The organism is Castellaniella sp. (assembly GCF_049673105.1).
Taxonomy (GTDB): Bacteria; Pseudomonadota; Gammaproteobacteria; order Burkholderiales; family Burkholderiaceae_B; genus Castellaniella.
In genome coordinates this window covers 46,351-61,997 of the sequence record NZ_JBATXG010000020.1, presented here as the reverse complement: position 1 = coordinate 61,997, position 15,647 = coordinate 46,351, and the positions used below count along the sequence as shown (strand labels likewise).

Annotated in this window: 18 protein-coding genes; 11 read left to right on the top strand and 7 right to left on the bottom strand. The window is 64.8% G+C overall.

The window, feature by feature from the left end; genetic code table 11:
• Nucleotides 1-44: 44 nt before the first annotated feature.
• Genes WBF69_RS07625 through WBF69_RS07605 form a run of 5 tightly spaced genes read left to right on the top strand, consistent with a single transcriptional unit; the run spans nt 45 to nt 3,522 of the window.
• The gene (locus WBF69_RS07625; RefSeq protein WP_424262834.1) at nt 45-638 is read left to right on the top strand and encodes a phosphoheptose isomerase; all 594 of its coding nucleotides are present in this window, start codon (nt 45-47) and stop codon (nt 636-638) included.
• Nucleotides 638-1,351: a BON domain-containing protein gene (locus WBF69_RS07620; RefSeq protein ID WP_424262832.1), complete on the top strand. Its 714-nt coding sequence runs from the start codon at nt 638-640 to the stop codon at nt 1,349-1,351. Before WBF69_RS07625 ends, WBF69_RS07620 begins: the two co-directional genes overlap by 1 nt.
• Nucleotides 1,348-1,845 (top strand): peroxiredoxin family protein, encoded by a 498-nt coding sequence (locus WBF69_RS07615; RefSeq protein ID WP_424262830.1) that lies wholly within the window; start codon nt 1,348-1,350, stop codon nt 1,843-1,845. The genes WBF69_RS07620 and WBF69_RS07615 overlap by 4 nt, the downstream gene beginning before the upstream one ends.
• Complete coding sequence (gene argB / locus WBF69_RS07610) at nt 1,842-2,744, top strand: acetylglutamate kinase (RefSeq protein ID WP_424262828.1); 903 nt, start codon at nt 1,842-1,844, stop codon at nt 2,742-2,744. Before WBF69_RS07615 ends, argB begins: the two co-directional genes overlap by 4 nt.
• 28 nt (nt 2,745-2,772) lie before the next feature.
• On the top strand, nt 2,773-3,522 hold the full coding sequence (locus WBF69_RS07605) for a pyrimidine 5'-nucleotidase (RefSeq protein ID WP_424262826.1): 750 nt from the start codon (nt 2,773-2,775) through the stop codon (nt 3,520-3,522).
• Here the strand turns inward: WBF69_RS07605 and WBF69_RS07600 are convergent.
• From WBF69_RS07600 to gpmA, 4 genes are all read right to left on the bottom strand, one after another.
• Nucleotides 3,452-4,231: a HesA/MoeB/ThiF family protein gene (locus tag WBF69_RS07600; RefSeq protein ID WP_424263041.1), complete on the bottom strand. Its 780-nt coding sequence runs from the start codon at nt 4,229-4,231 to the stop codon at nt 3,452-3,454. The two genes, WBF69_RS07605 and WBF69_RS07600, sit on opposite strands and share 71 nt — an antisense overlap.
• Before the next feature lie 17 nt (nt 4,232-4,248).
• On the bottom strand, nt 4,249-5,757 hold the full coding sequence (locus WBF69_RS07595) for a S41 family peptidase (RefSeq protein WP_424262824.1): 1,509 nt from the start codon (nt 5,755-5,757) through the stop codon (nt 4,249-4,251).
• Nucleotides 5,758-5,839: 82 nt separating this feature from the next.
• Entirely contained in the window at nt 5,840-7,222 is a 1,383-nt protein-coding gene (locus WBF69_RS07590) for a murein hydrolase activator EnvC family protein (RefSeq protein ID WP_424262822.1), read from the bottom strand.
• A 1-nt stretch (nt 7,223) separates the two neighbouring features.
• Nucleotides 7,224-7,976, bottom strand: a complete 753-nt coding sequence (gene gpmA, locus WBF69_RS07585; RefSeq protein WP_424262820.1) for a 2,3-diphosphoglycerate-dependent phosphoglycerate mutase — start codon at nt 7,974-7,976, stop codon at nt 7,224-7,226.
• An 89-nt stretch (nt 7,977-8,065) separates the two neighbouring features.
• On the opposite strand from gpmA, the gene WBF69_RS07580 reads away from it, so the two are divergent.
• The 4 genes from WBF69_RS07580 to WBF69_RS07565 all read left to right on the top strand — a co-directional run bounded on the left by WBF69_RS07580 (nt 8,066) and on the right by WBF69_RS07565 (nt 10,390).
• Nucleotides 8,066-8,476, top strand: a complete 411-nt coding sequence (locus WBF69_RS07580; protein ID WP_424262818.1) for a rhodanese-like domain-containing protein — start codon at nt 8,066-8,068, stop codon at nt 8,474-8,476.
• A 12-nt stretch (nt 8,477-8,488) separates the two neighbouring features.
• Nucleotides 8,489-8,746 carry a glutaredoxin 3 gene (gene grxC / locus WBF69_RS07575; RefSeq protein WP_424262816.1) on the top strand — a complete coding sequence of 86 codons (258 nt, stop codon included), beginning with the start codon at nt 8,489-8,491 and terminating at the stop codon, nt 8,744-8,746.
• A gap of 36 nt (nt 8,747-8,782) precedes the next feature.
• The gene (gene secB, locus WBF69_RS07570) at nt 8,783-9,283 is read left to right on the top strand and encodes a protein-export chaperone SecB (protein ID WP_424262814.1); all 501 of its coding nucleotides are present in this window, start codon (nt 8,783-8,785) and stop codon (nt 9,281-9,283) included.
• A 72-nt stretch (nt 9,284-9,355) separates the two neighbouring features.
• Nucleotides 9,356-10,390: an NAD(P)H-dependent glycerol-3-phosphate dehydrogenase gene (locus WBF69_RS07565; RefSeq protein WP_424262813.1), complete on the top strand. Its 1,035-nt coding sequence runs from the start codon at nt 9,356-9,358 to the stop codon at nt 10,388-10,390.
• A 29-nt stretch (nt 10,391-10,419) separates the two neighbouring features.
• On the opposite strand, the gene WBF69_RS07560 is transcribed toward WBF69_RS07565, so the two are convergent.
• Both WBF69_RS07560 and WBF69_RS07555 read right to left on the bottom strand, forming a co-directional pair.
• Nucleotides 10,420-10,890: a tRNA (cytidine(34)-2'-O)-methyltransferase gene (locus tag WBF69_RS07560; protein ID WP_424262811.1), complete on the bottom strand. Its 471-nt coding sequence runs from the start codon at nt 10,888-10,890 to the stop codon at nt 10,420-10,422.
• A gap of 68 nt (nt 10,891-10,958) precedes the next feature.
• Nucleotides 10,959-11,735, bottom strand: a complete 777-nt coding sequence (locus WBF69_RS07555) for a ComF family protein (protein ID WP_424262809.1) — start codon at nt 11,733-11,735, stop codon at nt 10,959-10,961.
• A gap of 77 nt (nt 11,736-11,812) precedes the next feature.
• Here WBF69_RS07555 and WBF69_RS07550 point away from each other — a divergent pair, with 77 nt between their 5' ends.
• Nucleotides 11,813-12,763, top strand: a complete 951-nt coding sequence (locus tag WBF69_RS07550) for a methyltransferase domain-containing protein (protein WP_424262807.1) — start codon at nt 11,813-11,815, stop codon at nt 12,761-12,763.
• Here WBF69_RS07550 and rimO read toward each other — a convergent pair.
• Nucleotides 12,760-14,082, bottom strand: coding sequence for a 30S ribosomal protein S12 methylthiotransferase RimO (gene rimO / locus WBF69_RS07545; RefSeq protein WP_424262805.1), 1,323 nt, complete (start codon nt 14,080-14,082; stop codon nt 12,760-12,762). The two genes, WBF69_RS07550 and rimO, sit on opposite strands and share 4 nt — an antisense overlap.
• Before the next feature lie 165 nt (nt 14,083-14,247).
• On the opposite strand from rimO, the gene rsmB reads away from it, so the two are divergent.
• A complete protein-coding gene (gene rsmB / locus WBF69_RS07540; protein ID WP_424262803.1) occupies nt 14,248-15,555 on the top strand; it encodes a 16S rRNA (cytosine(967)-C(5))-methyltransferase RsmB in 1,308 nt (435 codons plus the stop codon).
• The last annotated feature ends 92 nt before the right edge of the window (nt 15,556-15,647 follow it).

Below are 15,647 nucleotides of genomic sequence, written 5' to 3'. Positions count from 1 at the left end.
CATTCACCTCACCCGCCGGACGCGGTCATGCGATAATCGGCGATATGGACATGACTTCCCGCATGACGTCGCACTTCGATGACGCCGTCGATACCTTCAAGGCCAGCGCCCGCGAATTGGCTCCCGCACTCGCCGCCGGGGTCGACCTGCTCTTTGGCGCCCTGACGAACAACGCCCGCATCCTGGCCTGCGGCAACGGCGGGTCTGCCGCCGACGCCCAGCACTTCGTGGCCGAGCTGGTCGGGCGCTTCGAACGCGACCGCCTGCCGCTGGCAGGCATCGCCTTGAACACCGACACGTCCATCATGACGGCAGTCGGCAACGACTACAGCTTCGCCTCCATCTTCGAACGCCAGGTCAATGCACTAGGGCAGCCAGGCGACGTGCTGGTCGCCATTTCCACCAGCGGCAATTCACCCAACATCATCAAGGCCATCGAAGCCGCCCACGAACGCGAAATGCAGATCATCGCGCTATCGGGCAAGGGCGGCGGCCAGATCAATTCCCTGCTCTACGAAACCGACATCCATCTCTGCGTTCCGCACGATCGCACCATGCGCATCCAGGAAGTCCATATCCTGCTGCTGCATGCGCTATGTGACGGTATCGACGCCCTGCTCCTGGGAGACCCCCTCTGATGACCTTGTCCAATCGCCTGCCTCTCACCCTGGCCCGCTGCGTGCTCGGCGTAGCCGGCCTGTCCATCTTGTCCGGATGCGGCCTGCTGATCGTCGGCGGCACGGCAGCCACCACTGCCGTCGTCGCCACCGACCGCCGCACCGCCGGCGAACAGGTCGACGACCAGACCATCGAACTGCGGGCCTCCAGCGAAATGAACAAGGCCTTTGGCGACAAGGCCCGCATCGTGGGTACATCCTACGCTGGCCGGCTGCTGCTGGTGGGGGACGTGCCCACCGATGCCGACCGCCAGCAGGCGGTCAGCATCGCCCGCGGCATCACCAAGGTGCATTCCGTGGACGACTACATCCGCGTGGGCGACCTGACGCCGCTTAGCGTGCGCACCAACGACACCTGGATCACGTCCAAGGTCAAAAGCCAGCTGATGACCACTGACAACGTGCCTTTCCGCACCATCAAGGTCACGACCGAACGCGGCATCGTCTACCTGATGGGCAAAGTCACCGCCACCGAAGGCGAACTGGCCGCCAAAGTCACCTCCAGCATCACGGGGGTCAACAAAGTCGTAAAATTATTCCAGATCGTCTCGCGGGAAAGTCTGATCACCGATGACGGCAAATCGGCCCCCGTCACGGATTCCAGCTCATCCAGCGCCACCGCCACGCCGCCCGCAGCTGACGGCGGAGGCGCACAACCTATGCCTGTGCAATGAAGAAACTGATTCTCGGCCTGGCTGCGATGATCGCCATTGGCGGCGCCATCGCGCTCTGGCAACTGCAAGACGCCGCTCAGGCGGCCCCCGATGTCGCATTCACCGATCTGCAGGGCAAGACCGTCACCACGCAGGACCTGCGCGGCAAAGTCGTACTGGTCAAATTCTGGGCGACCAGTTGCACCACCTGCATCGCCCAGATGCCCGACACCATCCGCCACTACCAAGACCTCAAATCCAAGGGCTTCGATACGATCGGCGTGGCCATGCAGTACGATCCGCCCAATTACGTTAAAAATTACGCTGAAACCCGCCAGTTGCCCTTCCCGGTCGTGATCGACGCCCAGGGCAAGATCGCTCAGGCCTTCGGCGACGTTCGCCTGACCCCGACGGCTTTTCTGATCGACAAGCAGGGCAACATCATCAAACGCTATCTAGGCAATTACGACGAACAGGCCTTCTTGGCCACTGTGGAAAAGGCATTGGCTTCATGACAACTCCCGCGGACACCGCCCCGGCACTGTCGGCCACCATCAAGGCCGAAGTGCTCTCCGAGGCCCTGCCCTACATCCGCCGTTTCCACGGCAAGACCGTCGTCATCAAATACGGCGGCAACGCCATGACCGACGAACACCTGCAGCGCAGCTTCGCTCATGATGTAGTGCTGCTGAAGCTGGTCGGGCTGAACCCGGTCGTCGTGCATGGTGGCGGACCGCAGATCAACAGCGCCTTAAAGCGCATCGGCAAGGAAGGCACCTTCATCCAGGGCATGCGCGTCACCGACGCCGAAACCATGGAAGTCGTCGAATGGGTGCTGGGCGGCCAAGTGCAGCAAGACATCGTCATGATGGTCAACGAGGCCGGCGGCAAAGCAGTCGGCCTGACCGGCAAGGACGGCTGCATGATCCAGGCGCGTAAAAAAATGATGCCCGACCCCGAACAGCCCGGCAATCTGCTGGACATCGGTTTCGTCGGCGACATCGAACGCATCGAACCTGCCGTGGTCAAGGCCCTGCAAGACGATCAGTTCATTCCCATCATCTCGTCCATCGGCTACGGCGAGGACGGCCAGGCCTACAACATCAATGCCGACGTGGTCGCCGGCAAAATGGCCGAAGTCCTTGGCGCCGAAAAATTGGTCATGCTGACCAATACCCCCGGCGTCCTGGATAAAGCCGGCACCCTGCTGCGCAGCCTGTCGGCCCAGACCATCGATACGCTGTTCCAGGACGGCACCCTGTCGGGGGGCATGCTGCCGAAGATCTCTTCCGCCCTGGACGCCGCGCGACATGGCGTGAATTCGGTGCACATCATCGACGGGCGCGTACCCCACTGCCTGTTGCTAGAGATCCTGACCGACCGCGGGGTCGGCACCATGATCAGTTCGCACTGATGACGGCGCGCCGCGTCGGGAAAGCGGCATGAGTCCCTTGCGCGCCCCCAGCCCGCTACGGCGGGCGCGGCCTGCGTTGCCGGGCGGCCCGATCTGGCTGTTCGACCTGGACAACACCCTACACGACGCCTCGCATGCCATTTTCGGCATGATCGACCAGCGCATGGGCGCTGCCGTCGCCCAGGCCTTGCACCTGCCTGCCGATCAAGCCGATGTACTGCGGCGGCGCTACTGGCAACGCTATGGCGCCACGGCCATCGGCATGGTCCGCCATCACCAAGTCGATCTGCGGCAGTTTCTAGCCAGCTGCCATGATTTTGATGTCGCCCCCCTGGTGCGCACCGAAACCGGCCTGAAGGCCCGGCTACGCGACCTGCCGGGCACCCGGATCGTGCTGACCAATGCACCGGCCCACTATGCCCGCCGCGTCCTCAAGACGCTGGGCATTCTGCAGGAATTCGACGGCCTATGGGCGATTGATCACATGATGCCCATGGGGCTGCCGCGCCCCAAACCGTCGCTGGGGTTGATGCGCCAGATCGTCGCCCGGCTCGGTGTGCCGGCGCACCGGATCATCCTGGTGGAAGACACGCTGAAGAATCTGAAATCTGCGCGTCAGGCCGGGCTGGGCACAGCGTATCTTTACCACCCCGGCACGCCGTTCACCCGGCAACAGCATGGCCGCGACCTGTACGTGGACGTGCGCGTCAATCGTTTGAGCACCCTGCTGCTGCATGCCCGCGCCGGGCGCATACCGGGCATTCCGGGTCGCGCCTGAAACGGATCGTATGCCACTGCATGCGCAGGGCGTCGACCGACAACAGCCGCCCCACCAAGGGTTCCCCCATGCCGGTGATCAGCTTGATCGCCTCGGCGGCCTGTACGCTGCCCACCATACCCACCAGCGGCCCCAGCACACCGGTCGTGGCGCACCGCAGCTCTTCGACATCGTCGGCTTCAGGAAACAGGCAGTGATAACAAGGCGAGGCATCGTCCCGCAAATCGTAGACGCTGATCTGCCCGGAAAATTTGATGGCGGCCCCTGATACCAGAGGCACACGGTTGGCGACGCAGGCCCGATTCAGGGCATGTCGGGTGGCAAAATTGTCGCTGCAATCCAGCACCAGATCGACCTGAGCGGTGAGTTCGCGCAAACGGACTTCGTCCAGCCGTTCGACCAGCGCCCGCACCCGGATATCGGGGTTCAGGGCCAACAGGGCGTCACGACCGGATTCGGCCTTGGGCCGACCCAGTCCTGCCATCGTATGCAGGATCTGGCGCTGCAGATTGCTCAGTTCGACGCTGTCGTCGTCCACCAGCAGCAAATGGCCGACGCCGGCAGCCGCCAGATACAAGGCAGCCGGAGAACCCAGGCCGCCTGCCCCCAGGATCAGCACCCGCGCCGCCAGCAGGCGCTCCTGGCCTTCGATCCCCAGCTCATCCAGCAGGATGTGCCGGGCGTAGCGCATCAATTGCGCATCGCCCAGCCCGGCAGTGTCATGGATCATTGGACCTTGATCAGCCCTTCGGGGGTGATCCGGTAGCGATCTACGTCACCCGAACCCTCATTCAGGGTTTTTTTTTCAGCAGCGGCGGGTTTGGCCGGGGCTGATGCAACCGGCGCCGCCGCCGGGTTCTTATCTGCCGCCCGGGCCTGGCGCGTCAGCGCAGGGTCGGATTTCATCACCGGGCGCCCTTGCAGGACGTTGATCGCCTGCTGCAGCTGCCAATCGTCCGCCCCGCCGAACTCGAACATCTTGATCTCGCCCTCGACGAAATCGCTGTCTTCATTTTCATCCGCCTGCTGCGTGGTCTGGCTGGCCAGATGATGCTGCAGATCGACCTCGCGCTGCATGCGGAACAGATTGCCGGCGGCGCTGTCGTCCACGATGTGGTCCGGCGCCACCCCAGTGTTCTGGATGGATCGACCGCTGGGCGTGTAATAGCGGGCGGTGGTCAGCTTGATCCCCGTGTCTTTGCTAAGCTGCAGCACCGACTGCACAGAGCCTTTGCCGAACGTGCGATTGCCGATGATCTGGGCGCGTTTGTAGTCCTGCAAAGCGCCCGCCACGATTTCCGACGCCGAGGCCGAGCCGATGTTCACCAGCACCGCCATGGGCACGGTGCGCGTCCAGGACGGCAGCGTGACCCCCGCATCGACGCCATGATTGCTGTTCAACGAACGGGCGTAGAATTCTTCGTTGGATGAAGGGATGCGGCCCTTGGTGGACACTACCAGCTTGCCCGCATCGATGAACGCGGACGTCACGCCAATGGCGCCGTCCAGCAAGCCGCCCGGATCGTTACGCAGATCCAGAATCAGGCCTTTGGGCGCCTGCTTTTTCGACAGATCGACCAGCATCCTGACCAGATCCGCCGTCGTGCGATCCTGAAACTGGCTGATGCGCACGTAGGCGATATCGTTGGCCAGCATCTTGCCCCGTACGCTACGGGTCTTGATCATTTCACGCACGATGTGAAATTTCAGCGGCTTGGGGCTGCCGGCGCGCTCGATCGTCAGATCGATGGGCGTGCCGGGTTCACCGCGCATTTTCTTGACCGAATCGTTCAAGGACATGCCCTTGGTCGGTTCGCCATTGATCTGCGTGATCAGGTCGCCCGTCAGGATGCCGGCGCGCGCCGCCGGGGTGTCCTCGATGGGGGCGATGACTTTAGGCATGCCGTCCTGGGTGCCGATCTCGATGCCCAGCCCGCCGAAACCGCCGCGAGTGATGTCCTGCATCTGTTTGTAGGCTTCTTCGTCCAGGTAGACGGAATGCGGATCAAGATCGGTGAACAGCCCCTTGATGGCATCGTCTATCAGCACCTGATCGGCCACGGGCTCGACATAGCTGGATTTGATGGCACCATAGACATTGGCGAACTGCTGCAAGCTTTTGAGCGGCAGCGGTTCGCCTTTCTGGGCCGCGGCGGTAATGCCCAGGCTGACCAGGATACCCCCCAGAAAGCCTGCCATGATCCAACCCAGCGTTCGATTCTTTCGCATGCCCATGCGTGTTCCCTAAACAAATACCCTGCCGTCAAAACGGCCCGTCGCGCGATGCGCACGCACCAAGATCAACATAGTACAGAAATTAAGGCTGCAACCATAGTTGGGGATTGATCGGCGCCCCCTGATGGCGCAGCTCGAAATACAGCCCCGGTTCGACCTGCCCCCCGGTGGCGCCGACGCGTGCGACCACATCCCCCGCCGCCACCACGTCGCCCACCTGTTTGAGCAGGGCCTGGGTATACCCGTAGATGCTGAGATATTGCTGACCATGATCGATGATGAGCAGATTGCCAAAGCCGCTGAGCCAATGCGCATACACCACCCGCCCTGGGGCGACGGCATGCACGGGCGTACCCAGCGCCGAGCGCAGCACGATGCCGCGCCACACGCCGCCCTCGGGACGCTGCATCCCGAAACGCCCCTGCACCTCGCCCGCCACCGGTCGGGGAAGGTTTTTGCGCAGGCCGGAAAACCCCGTATCAGGCATGGCCCTGCCGGCATCTTCGGCGGGTTCTGCCGCGGTCGGCGGCACGGGTCGGGATTGGCCGGCGGAGGCCGCCTGTTCCTCGGCTGACAAATCTGTGCCGACGGATTCCCGCACGTGGCGTTCGGCCTGTTCGCGCACCTGCTGCGCCTGCTGCTGCGCCAGCCGCTGCTGTTCGCGCCGCGCCTGCTCGGCCCGCTCTTTGGCGCGACGCTCGGCGGCGGCCTTGAGCGCCGCCTGCCGACGAGCCTCGGCGCGGGCGATTTCAGCATCCAGCGACTCGATCAATGAGCCCAGCCGCGCATCCCTGGATTCCAGGCTCTTGGCCTGCTGGTGCTCGTCTTTCAGGCGGGCCTGCACCTGAGCCAGCGCATCGCGCCGCTGCGCCTGTTGCGCCTGCAAAGCCTGTTTCTGAACCTGTGTATCGGCTACCAGGGCATCTAGTTCCCGTTGCCCCTGATCGGCCTGCTGCTGCAAGTCGGCGAGTCGCGACACCGTCGCCTGCAAGGTCTTCAGCATCCGGGCACGCGCCCGCGATACGTAGGCCAGATAGGCCAGTTCGCGACCGATTTCCTGGGGATCCCGCCCCGACAACACCGCCGTCCAGGGGGACAGGCCGCTGGCGTATTGTGCGCGCAACTGATCGGCCAGCGCCTGGCGCTGGCGATCGAATTCAGCACTCTGCTGTCGATGCGCATCCTGTAGCTGCTCCAGCGTAGCGACCAGCGTCTTGCGACGCCGGTCCAGATCCACGAGGGTGCGGCTGATGTCGGAAATCGCCTGTTCCGAGTCTTTCAGGGCGAGCGAGGCATCCTGACGCTCGGACTCTGTCGCCCCGATGCGTTTTTGCAGCGCATCGATCCGGTCGCGTAAAACTTGCCGGTCTTCGCGGGCCTGCGCCTGGCGTTCCTGCAAGGAAGATTGCGCCTGAGCGACATTTAACGCCAGGCACAGGCACAGCCCCAGACCGATACGACGCATATCAGGCCTGTTGCGCCTTACCTTGATTGGCCACCGCCTGCATGGCAGCCCGGATCTGATCCTCGTCGCCCAGATAGTAGTGGCGCAGCGGTCGCAGATCGTCATCCAGTTCGTAGACCAGCGGCTGACCCGTGGGGATGTTCACGCCGATGATGTCCTCGTCGGATACGCCGTCCAGATGCTTGATCAGCGCCCGCAGACTATTGCCGTGGGCGGCAATCAGGACCCGGCGTCCGGAACGGATGGCAGGAGCGATGGAATCATTCCAGAACGGCACCACCCTGGCTACCGTATCGCGCAGACATTCCGTCGCCGGCAGCTGATCGACGGGCACACGCTGGTAGCGCGCATCGAACCGCGGGTGACGGGGATCGTCGACGGACAACGGATCGGGCGCAATGTCGTACGCCCGGCGCCACTGCAGCACCTGCGCATCCCCGTATTTGGCAGCGGTTTCGGCCTTGTTCAGGCCCTGCAGCGCGCCATAATGGCGTTCGTTCAGGCGCCAGTTCAAACCGACCGGCGTATGCATGGCATCCATTGCGTCCAAGGCGATCCACAGCGTGCGGATGGCGCGCTTCAGGACCGACGAAAAGGCCAGATCGAAGGCGTAGCCTTCGGCACGCAGCAGTTCACCGGCCTGCCAAGCCTGGGTCCGGCCTGTGTCGGTCAGGTCCACGTCGGTCCAGCCAGTGAAGCGGTTTTCGAGATTCCATTGGCTTTCGCCATGACGCATAAGAACCAGTTTGTGCATGATCGGTTAACCTGAAAAGTTGAAAACTGCGGACCATTTTATAATCCCTCAGCATACAATTTCCCTAGACCACTGTTACAGGAAGCACTGTGGACTTTTTACTCAGTCAAAACAACCTCTGGATCGTGCTCATTGCCCTGGCATCCGGGGCCATGTTGCTGTGGCCCAGTCTGGCCAAGGGGCGTTCCAACGGACGCATCGCCCTGGCCGACGCCATCCAGCATATCAACCGCGAACAAGGTGTGTTCGTGGACATCCGTCCGACGGAACAATTCAAGGCAGGCCACATTCCGCAAGCCCGCAACATCACCCTGGACACGCTGGATGCCCACGTCGGCACCCTGCCCCAGGACAAGCCCGTCGTCATCGTCGATGCCCATGGCCGCGAGGGCGCCCGCGCCGTCGCGCAACTGCGCAAGCACGGCTTTACGCAAGCGTTCTGCCTGGAAGGCGGCCTGAACGCCTGGACCGAGGGCGGCATGCCCCTGAAAAAATCCTGACCGAAGCTCACCATGGCCCAAATCACCATGTACTGCACGACCGTGTGCCCCTATTGCACACGCGCTGAAATGCTGCTGAAGCAACGCGGCGTCCAGCACATCCATAAAATCTACGTGGACCGCGAGCCGGATCAGCGCGCCATCATGATGGAACGCACCGGTCGGCGCACCGTGCCGCAAATCTATATCGACGAACGCCACATCGGTGGCTTCGACGACCTGTCCGCCCTGGACCGTGCCGACGGCCTGCTGCCGCTGCTGCAGGCCTGATCCCGCCCTCTCCACACCTTTTGTACGGAAAATCTCATGTCTGAAGAAAACAACGCCGACCAGGCCCCCAGCTTTGGGCTGCAGCGCACCTACGTCAAGGACCTGTCCTTGGAAATGCCCAATGCGCCATCGATCTTCCTGGAACAGGAAGCACCGACCGTCGAGGTCTCGATCCAGGTGGGCGGCCAGCAATTGGCTGAATCCGTCTTCGAAGCCGTGGTGACGGCCACGGTGACCACCCGCATCGGCGATAAGGTCCTGTACCTGGTCGAACTGAGCCAGGCCGGCATCTTTGAAGCCTCCAACATTCCCGCCGAACAGCTCGACCCGCTGCTGGGCATCGTCTGCCCGACCATGCTGTATCCCTATCTGCGGGCCAATGTGGCCGATGCCATCACCCGCACCTCGCTGCCGCCGCTGCATCTCAGCGAAATGAACTTCCAGGCCTTGTACGAACAGCGCCTGGCCCAGCAAAGCGGCGAACCCGCGCAGGGCGAAGACTCCGGCCTGATCCTGCCCCCCGGCGCCCGCAACTAAGCGGTCCGGTCCGCAGGTGGCACACTGCCGCCTGCGGACCTTCGCCTCCTCGCTGTCGACAGGACCCGTCATATGCCATCCGTTCGACTCACCGTCCTGGGCGCAGGCAGCTGGGGCACCGCGCTGGCCGCACTGGCCAGCCAGCACAGCGATACCCTGCTCTGGGCCCGCGATACCGAGACAATTCGCGCCATCCAGCAGACCCACCGCAATCCGCGCTATCTGCCCGGCATCGATCTGCCGGCGTTCCTGTCGGCCACCGACGACTGGTCGACGGCGCTGGATCACGTGCTGCAGGGGCCAAACGACACCATCCGGCTGATCGTGCTGGGTGTCCCCATGGCAGGGCTGGAAAATCTGTGCCACCGCCTGGCCCACGATCTGCCCGCCAGCACGCGCACCCCCATCCATCTGCTCTGGACCTGCAAGGGCATCAGCCCCGACACCCAGCAGTGGCCGCACCAGATCATCAGCGCCGCCCTGCCCCATGCCCCCTGGCTGCAGGCCGGCGTCCTGTCCGGGCCGTCTTTCGCCCGCGAAGTCGCCCAAGGTCTGCCGGTCGCCCTGACGGTCGCCAGCACCCAGGCCCAGACCGGGCAGGCCGCCCAGGCCGCCTTTCACGGCACACAGGCGCGCATCTACACGACCCGCGACATCATCGGCGTCGAAGTGGGCGGGGCGCTGAAGAACGTCATGGCGATCGCCTGCGGCATCAGCGATGGCCTGCAACTGGGCACCAATGCCAGGGCGGCCCTGATCACCCGAGGGCTGGCGGAAATTCAGCGCCTGGGCGTCACACTGGGCGGGCGCGCTGAAACCTTTACCGGTCTGACCGGACTGGGCGATCTGGTGCTGACCGCGACGGGCGATCTGTCGCGCAACCGTCAGGTGGGCATCGCGCTGGGCCAGGGCCAGTCGCTGGACGCGATCCTGGCCAGCGGCATGACCGCAGAAGGCGTACGCTGCGCCAGAGCGGCCCTGGCTCTGGGACAACGCCACCAGATCGAGCTGCCCATCACCGAAGCCGTCTGCCAAGTCCTATTCGAAAGCCTGCCGCCCCGGCAAGCCGTAGCGGCCCTGCTGGCCCGCGAGGCGCGGTCCGAATAAGCCGCTCGCCGGGTCCCGCCCCGATCCCGTCAGATGCCGCCGGCATAGCCGGCTTGCCGCCAGGCTTCGAACACGGTGACCGCCACCGCATTGGACAGATTCAAGCTGCGCTGCTGCGGGCGCATCGGCAGACGGATGCGCTGATCCAGCGGGAACATGGCCAGTTGTTCCGCCGACAGGCCGGCGGTTTCCCGCCCGAACACAAACACATCGCCCGGCTGCAAGGGCTGCGTCCCGATCAGCACCGAACCATGAGTCGTCAGCGCGAAGCGGCGGGCAGAATCCCCGCCGATGGCGGCCAGCGCCTGACTGAGCGTGTCATGCACCTGCATGTCCGCCCATTCGTGATAATCCAGCCCTGCCCGGCGCATGCGGGCGTCGTCCAGCGGAAAGCCCAGCGGGCGCACCAGATGCAGATGCGTGCCGGTATTGGCGGTCAAACGGATGACATTGCCCGTATTGGGCGGAATTTCTGGTTCGACGAGGACGACGTGAAACATGGCGGCAAAGGGAAGCGCTGCGCGGCAGGCGCATGCAAGACGCCCATTGTAAAACGCACCGGCCCCACCTAGCGCGGGAGCGGGCGGCGCACCGCGCGAGCCAGGACCCAGCCCTCTACCCTGACCGCGCCGGCGGCCTTCAACGCCACGGACACCGCCTGCAGCGTCGCCCCGGTCGTCAACACATCGTCGATCACGGCAATCCGCAGGCCGTCCAGGCGCCCCGTCCATTCCCCGTCGGGCCGATGCCACTGGAACTGGCGAGCGCCCCCGCGCCCGCCCCTGCCGCAGACATACAGCCCCGCCTGCGCCTGCAAACGATCCGCACGCCCCAGCGCCGCCTGCTTTCTGCCGTCCTGCACACGCCGCACCCCGTCCAGGCGGTAAGCCAGGCCCAGCCGTACCGCCAACAGGCGCGCGATCTCCGCAGGCGGGCTGAATCCTCGTTGGCGCAGGGCCTGACGCCGCGCGGGCACTGGCACGATCCAGTCGGGGCGATCCGCAGGCGGCGCGGCGCGCACGGCGCAGGCCAGCCGATCCGCCAGCACACTGGCCAGGGACAAGCGGCAGCGCACCTTGTAATCCTGGATCAGGTCTCTTCCCAGCGCTTGATAATCAAAGGCAGCAATAATCCGGTCGTATGCGGGAGCCTCGTCAGGACAATCGGGGCAGACGCCCGCCACCAGCGGATGCAGACACACCCGACAGCGGGGATGCGTCAAGTCCAGCGCCAGCGCCCCACGGCAGGCATCGCACAGGCCCTGTCCCAGGATGCGCCGCCCGCACCCAGGGCATTGCGCCGGTATCCAGCGGCGCCAGTCGCGCCAGGCTGTCAGATGCCGCATAATGTCACCTTCCTTTCCGCCACGTGTGCTCCATCACATCACAGTGCCGCGCGCGACGGCACCGGTCTTGATCCTTTATGTCACAGCTTCCCCGTCTGCCCATCGATCCTGCGGCTGTCGCACGGCAATTCGCCCGGCGCGCACCGCTGGATGCATCCCAGTTTCTATTGGGCGAGATCGCCCAGCGCATGCTGCGCCGGCTCAGCTATATCCGGATCGATCCGCACGACATCCTGGATGCCGGCTGCGGGGCGGCGCATGCGCTGGACCCCCTGCGCGCCCGCTATCCGAACCTGCATTACACCGGCCTGGACAACTGCGCAGCCCTGCTGGACACCGCCCGCGAACGCTTCCTGAGCAAGCCGGGCTTCTGGCACCGCTTGCGCAACAAGCCCACGCCGCAACCCGAATTCCTGCAGGCCGACCTGGCGGAAACTGGTCTGTCCGACCAAAGCCTGGATCTGGTGTGGTCGAACCTGGCCCTGCACTGGCACCCGGAACCCCACCTGGTGCTGCAAGAATGGCGCCGCATTCTGCGCAACGACGCCTTGGCCATGTATTCCAGCCTGGGGCCAGGGTCGCTGCGCGAATTGCGCGAAGCCGCCGCCGAGGCGGGTCTGGACACCCACCCCATGGAATTCGTGGACATGCACGATTTCGGCGACCTGATGCTACAGGTCGGTTTCGCCGATCCCGTGATGGATCAGGAAATCATCACCCTGACCTACAAGACCGCCGACAAGCTCCTGGACGATGTGCGCCTGCTGGGCGGCAATCCTCATCCGCAGCGGCGTGCGGGGCTGGCGGGCCGCGCCTGGCGCGACCGACTGATTCAGGCGCTGGAGCGCCGCCGCCATCAGGACGGGACCATCCACCTGACCCTGGAAGTCGCCTACGGCCACGCCTGGCGAGCTGCCGCCCGACGCGGCGTGATCGGCGAACTGCCCGTCACCGTCTTCAAGCGCGCCCAGCCTCTGGAAGACGGCAAGCCGCCGCCCAGGGTGGTGCCACGCAAGCCGGACGCTTAAACCGGCGCCCCGTACAGATCGTATTCGTCGGCGTCTTCGATACGCACCTGGACCAGATCGCCGGGGGCGCAGCCAGCGGCGTCCCGCAGCAACACGCTGCCATCGATTTCCGGGGCGTCCGCCATGGAACGCGCCGTGGCGCCGCCCTGATCATCAACCTCGTCCACCAGCACGGTCAGTGTCCGCCCGACCTTGGCCGCCAGACGCTGAGTGGAAATGGCCTGCTGATGCGCCATGAAGCGTTCCCAGCGCTCGGCCTTGACCTCGTCGGGCACGGGATCGGCCAACTCGTTGGCCTTGGCGCCATCCACCGGGGAATACTGGAAGCAGCCGACACGGTCCAGCTGGGCCTCGCTCATCCAATCCAGCAGATACTGGAAATCTTCTTCCGTTTCACCAGGAAAACCGACGATGAAGGTAGAGCGCAGCGTCAGATCCGGACAAGCCTCGCGCCACTGACGGATGCGGGCCAGGGTACGGTCCTCGAAGGCGGGGCGCTTCATGGCTTTCAGAATGCGCGGGCTGGCATGCTGGAAAGGGATATCCAGATACGGCAGGATACGGCCCTCGGCCATCAGGGGGATCAGCTCGTCCACGTGAGGATAGGGGTACACATAGTGCATGCGCACCCAGACGCCGAATTCGCCCAGGGCTTGGGCCAGCTCCGTCAGACGGGTCTTGACGGGGCGACCATCCCAGAAGCCCGTGCGGTATTTGACGTCCACGCCATAGGCGCTGGTGTCCTGGGAAATCACCAGCAGTTCCTTCACGCCCGCATCCACCAGACGGCGGGCCTCGCCCAGCACGTCGCCGATCGGGCGGCTGACCAGGCGCCCGCGCATGGACGGAATGATGCAGAAACTGCAATTGTGGTTACAGCCCTCGGAAATTTTCAGATAGGCGTAGTGGCGCGGCGTCAGGCGGATGCCCTGAGGCGGCACCAGATCCACGTAGGGATCGTGGGCACGGTCGTGCGGAGCCGCGTCGTGCACGGCCCGCACCACCTGTTCATACTGCTGCGGACCGGTCACCGCCAGCACCGCCGGATGCACGTCGCGGATCATGTCGGCCTCGACGCCCAGACAACCGGTGACGATGACCTTGCCATTTTCGGTGATGGCCTCGCCGATGGCGTCCAGCGATTCGGCCTTGGCGCTATCGATGAAGCCGCAGGTGTTGACCACCACCACGTCGGCGCCGTCGTAATCGGCGCTGATGGTGTAGCCATCCATGCGCAGCTGGGTCAGGATGCGTTCCGAATCGACCAGGGCCTTGGGGCAGCCCAGGCTGACGAAACCGACACGGGGAGAAGAGCTCATGGAATCCTCGAGGTGCGAAGCAAACCTTTGATTTTAATGAATTGGTGCTACAGTCCCCAGAAAATCTCCTTGATCCGCTGAATTCACCCCCCCATCGTGCCAGAATCACCACACGCCTCCCCCACAGCACCGGACAGCGCACCGCCGTCCCGGACGAGCATCGCCTTGTCGCAGCAGCTGCTGGCAGCCGCCCAGGCGGTGCGCGGCGTACTGACAGGCCAGTCGCTGTCCGAGTCCCTGGCCCAAACGCCTGGCGCCTTGCGTCCTGCCGCCCAGGCGCTGGCCTTCCATGCCATGCGCCAACTGGGTTTCGCCCAGGCAGTCCGGGCGCAGCTGGTGCCGAGACGTCCATCCGAACGCCTGACCGAGGCCATGCTGCTGCTGGGCATCAGCTTGCTGGAAGCCGGTCTCCGCCAGACCGAAGGTACGCCACAAATTCCCGGCACGCCGATCTATGCCGAACACACGTTGGTGCACCAACTGGTGCAGGCCGCGCAATCGGACCGCCGCACACGCCCCGCTAAAAACCTGATCAATGCCGTCTTGCGCCGCTATGGCCGGGAACGGGCGGCGCTGCTGCCGCAGATTCAGGCGCAGTCGCTGGCCCGCTGGAACCATCCCGACTGGTGGGTCGACGCCCTGCGCCAGGCCTGGCCGCAGCACTGGCAGGCGATTTTGCAGGCCGCCGACCAGCCGCCGCCCATGACGCTGCGGGTCAATGTCCGTCGACAATCCCGCGCGCAGTTGTTGGCACTGCTCCAGACGGCGGGCATCGCCGCCGCGCCGATCGGATCCGTCGGCCTGATCCTGGAACGCCCGCTGCCGGTGCGCGATATCCCTGGCTTTGCCGAAGGCTGGTGGTCGGTGCAAGACGCCTCCGCCCAGCGCGCAGGCGAGCTGCTGCCCTTGCAAGACAATATGCGGGTGCTGGATGCCTGCGCCGCGCCGGGCGGCAAGACCGCCCACCTGCTGGAACGCCATACCCTGGCGCTGACCGCGTTGGACAGCGATGCAGCCCGCCTGGAACGCGTCGCCGACAATCTGCAGCGGCTGGGCCTGTCATCGGACACCGTGCACCTGCGCTGCGCCGATGCCGCCGCGCCTGCGGACTGGTGGGACGGTCAGCCTTACGATGCGATCCTGGCGGACGTGCCCTGCACCGCATCCGGTGTCGTGCGCCGCCACCCCGACATCCGCTGGCTGCGCCGCGCCGAGGACGTGGCCCGCACCGCCGCGCTGCAGGCGAACATCGCCGATGCCCTGTGGCCGCTGCTGGCGCCCGGCGGCCACCTGCTGTACGCCACCTGCTCGATCTTTCCCCAGGAAGGCGAATCCCAGATCCAGGCTTTTCTGGATCGCCACCCGGATGCCCTGCGGCGAGCTGCCCCCGGCCAGATCCTGCCGGGCGGAGTCGACCAAGGCGACGGGTTTTTCTATGCACTGATCCGCAAACCGGAAAACGCCCGCGGCTGAGCAGTGCCGACCGCCCCAACCGCAAGGCGCGAGATCACGCCCGGCTTGCGCTCCGGCGCGACGTCATCAACAATACCGCCATCGTCTGCTTC